This is a genomic window from Paenibacillus plantiphilus (genome assembly GCF_927798095.1).
Taxonomy (GTDB): domain Bacteria; phylum Bacillota; class Bacilli; order Paenibacillales; family Paenibacillaceae; genus Paenibacillus_Z; species Paenibacillus_Z plantiphilus.
Genome location: NZ_CAKMMF010000064.1, coordinates 1 through 2,670, shown reverse-complemented (window position 1 = coordinate 2,670; position 2,670 = coordinate 1). Strand labels below are relative to the sequence as shown.

The window sequence follows — 2,670 nt, the reverse complement described above, 5'->3', positions numbered from 1 at the left end:
CCCATCTTTGGCCGACCGGTTCGCAATTCGGGTAGCCCCGTTTCACTACGGCCTGGTACTTCTCCTCAAGCCCTTCAGACTCTGCCTCGCGGCAGACGCCCTGCCCTCCAGCAAAAAAAAAATTACCGGCCCCCGAGACGTTACTCCCGAGTTTGGATATGAGTCCCCTAGTCCGGGGCTCAGCGGGACTTTAACCCACCTGATGATCGTGCTGCCACGCACGCACTATGAGAACGTCTGAATTCTCTACCATGATCACAACTTCGGCGAAGCCTTATATGTAATCATCCTTTGCAAGTGGAGCAGAGAACCTCACGGGGTCATCGCATCTTCCTTCTGAACATACCCAGCACCTTCACTTGATAAGCCATCGTTGTTCGTCTGGTTCATTGGACAACGATTTTTTTCCAGGCTTCCCGTTTTTGTCGCACAGTCGCCGACTTATCCTGCCGCTACGTGCTTCACGCTTTCGCATTTGGGTCTGAACATCCGCCTACGGATCTCTCGATTTCCCGCATCTCCTTCAGACAAATGCCTCGCGACAATCGCCCTAGATTAGGCTTTCCAAGCCACACCAGAGTGCTTGGAGAGGGACTTTCACCCTCTGGAAAACATCCTTCTTAGCTCTCGATTCGTTTTTACTCGAAGTAACGTAACCGCTGCTTTTCATGGATTATTCATAGCGAATTACTCGCTAAAGATGCGACTGCCCGTCGCACAAAAAAGAGAACGTTTAAATACGCTCTCTGACATTCTATTTATCAAATTGTGCAGCTTCTATTTCTGTTTCAATGCCTCTACATCGTCATCAAACGCTTCAGAATACTGCTTGAACAGTCCAGTGTTAAACTCATAGCTTTCTTCATTAGCTTGAGGCGGATTTTCCTTGAGCTGCTTGTACAGTTTATCCGTCTCATTCGAGAGCCTGCTCCATACTTGCTTCACATTATCATACTCCGCATCCAGTCCTTGAATATAAGCATCATGCTCTGCTTTCTTCTCCATAGCCTTGCCAAGACGCTCGATGGTGAACGCCATATCCATTTCCTGGCCTGTGGCATCGGTACCGCCTTTAGTATACCAACCAATATTTACGAAGGCTTCATTCCAAATGCTAGATGTCATAAAATTATCAATCTCACGCAGTTGAGATTCCACAGTCGGCGGCTCATTTGCATTGGTATCAGCTTTCTGATCAGCAATCGAGTTAATAAACTCCTTAACCTTCTCCTCATCCGTCTTCTCCTTGCTAGAGCAGCCGGAAATAACCAACATAACTACAGCGGCCACACTGATCAATAACCCCAATTTGTTGCGAATCGACATTCCAAATCCCTCCTTTTATAGTTGTAAATTCACTTATATATCGGCATCCACAGCAATATTTTGAAGAACTAATTTCTATATATTAACCCAATATACCTCATCTTGTTTTATGAATTTAAAGCCTGCTTTCTCTGCCAGTTATATGTGAGTTGCGCAAAATAGACAAGCCTGACGGGGCAGTATTTGCTAAGCTTACTATTACATGCAAAGAGGAATTAGGGGAGGTCACATTGAATAATACTGTGTTGATTTCTAATTACTAGCAATAACGGGGTGTTCATTTGAGAAGAACCGAAATTGCTCCTTGGACGGAAAACTGGTTTGAACTATACCGTAAAGAAGAAGTCTTATTAACATCCATATTCTCGAACGATTTACTTGATATCCATCACATCGGAAGCACGTCCGTTCCTCAGATTGGGTTTGCAAAGCCAATTATTGATATTCTAATTGTCGTCAAGGATCTTAACAGGGTGGATCAGTATAACGACCACATGATTCTTTTAGGCTACAAACCACGAGGGGAACAAGGAATTGTTGGACGACGATATTTTTCAAAAGGTGAAGGCAATAGAACTCATCACGTACATATCTACGAAGTCGGAAATATCAACATCGAGTATCATCTGAACTTCAAAGAATACCTAATGAATCATCCTGATGAAGCCAAAACATACGGAGAATTGAAACTACACTTAGCCAAACAATCACCGGATAATGTTCATCTATATCAAGATGGGAAAGAAGCCTTTTGTAACGGAATTGTGATGAAGGCAATGAAATGGGCGTCTGAAGAGAAGGATAATAGGGAGGAGAACCGTGGATGAAGGTTAAAACCTCGTTTATGCCGGTTTAATCTTTAAGCATCAACAGTAACCAGGCTCTTCCGTTCCGCGCTTGGGCTGTCCCATCGGATTAGATTTTTTATGTAACTATTTAGGCATAGGTAAGCAACGCAAGGCTTGATTGCAAGGGGCATCCGAATGTCCCTATTCCCGATTCGTCCTCTTTAATGAGTTTTTCGTTTCGCATTAACTTTACTCTATCTAACTTTGCTGGCTTCAACCCATTCTTCTGGCGGAGTAAAGTATTCACCATATTCTTTCGAAGCTTCAGGCGACTGTTTCTCCCTCCATTCCACTCTTCAGAAGCACTGCACAAAAAGAAAAACAGCCTTTCAGCTGTCGAGATAACACCATTAGATTTTCTAAAGTTGGAGTCTGCCGTCAGTTAATGGGTTGCAGCGCCTTGATTTCTTCTATAGACAGCCCCGTTGCTTCCGCAATGGTTTGCAGATCTACGCCCCTATTCAAGAGCTTGGCAGCAATTTCAGTGCTTGTCTCT

At 44.0% G+C, this 2,670-nt stretch carries 3 protein-coding genes; 1 reads left to right on the top strand and 2 read right to left on the bottom strand.

What is annotated here, in order from left to right; genetic code table 11:
- Window positions 1-777 precede the first annotated feature (777 nt).
- Complete coding sequence (locus tag L6H65_RS26290; RefSeq protein WP_236347702.1) at window positions 778-1,326, bottom strand: hypothetical protein; 549 nt, start codon at window positions 1,324-1,326, stop codon at window positions 778-780.
- Window positions 1,327-1,607: 281 nt separating this feature from the next.
- Here L6H65_RS26290 and L6H65_RS26285 point away from each other — a divergent pair, with 281 nt between their 5' ends.
- A complete protein-coding gene (locus L6H65_RS26285; RefSeq protein WP_236347698.1) occupies window positions 1,608-2,153 on the top strand; it encodes a GrpB family protein in 546 nt (181 codons plus the stop codon).
- Between the two features lie 399 nt (window positions 2,154-2,552).
- Here L6H65_RS26285 and L6H65_RS26955 read toward each other — a convergent pair.
- Window positions 2,553-2,670 (bottom strand): Rpn/YhgA-type helix-turn-helix domain-containing protein (locus tag L6H65_RS26955; protein WP_503827062.1); only part of this gene is annotated, 118 nt, incomplete at its 5' end.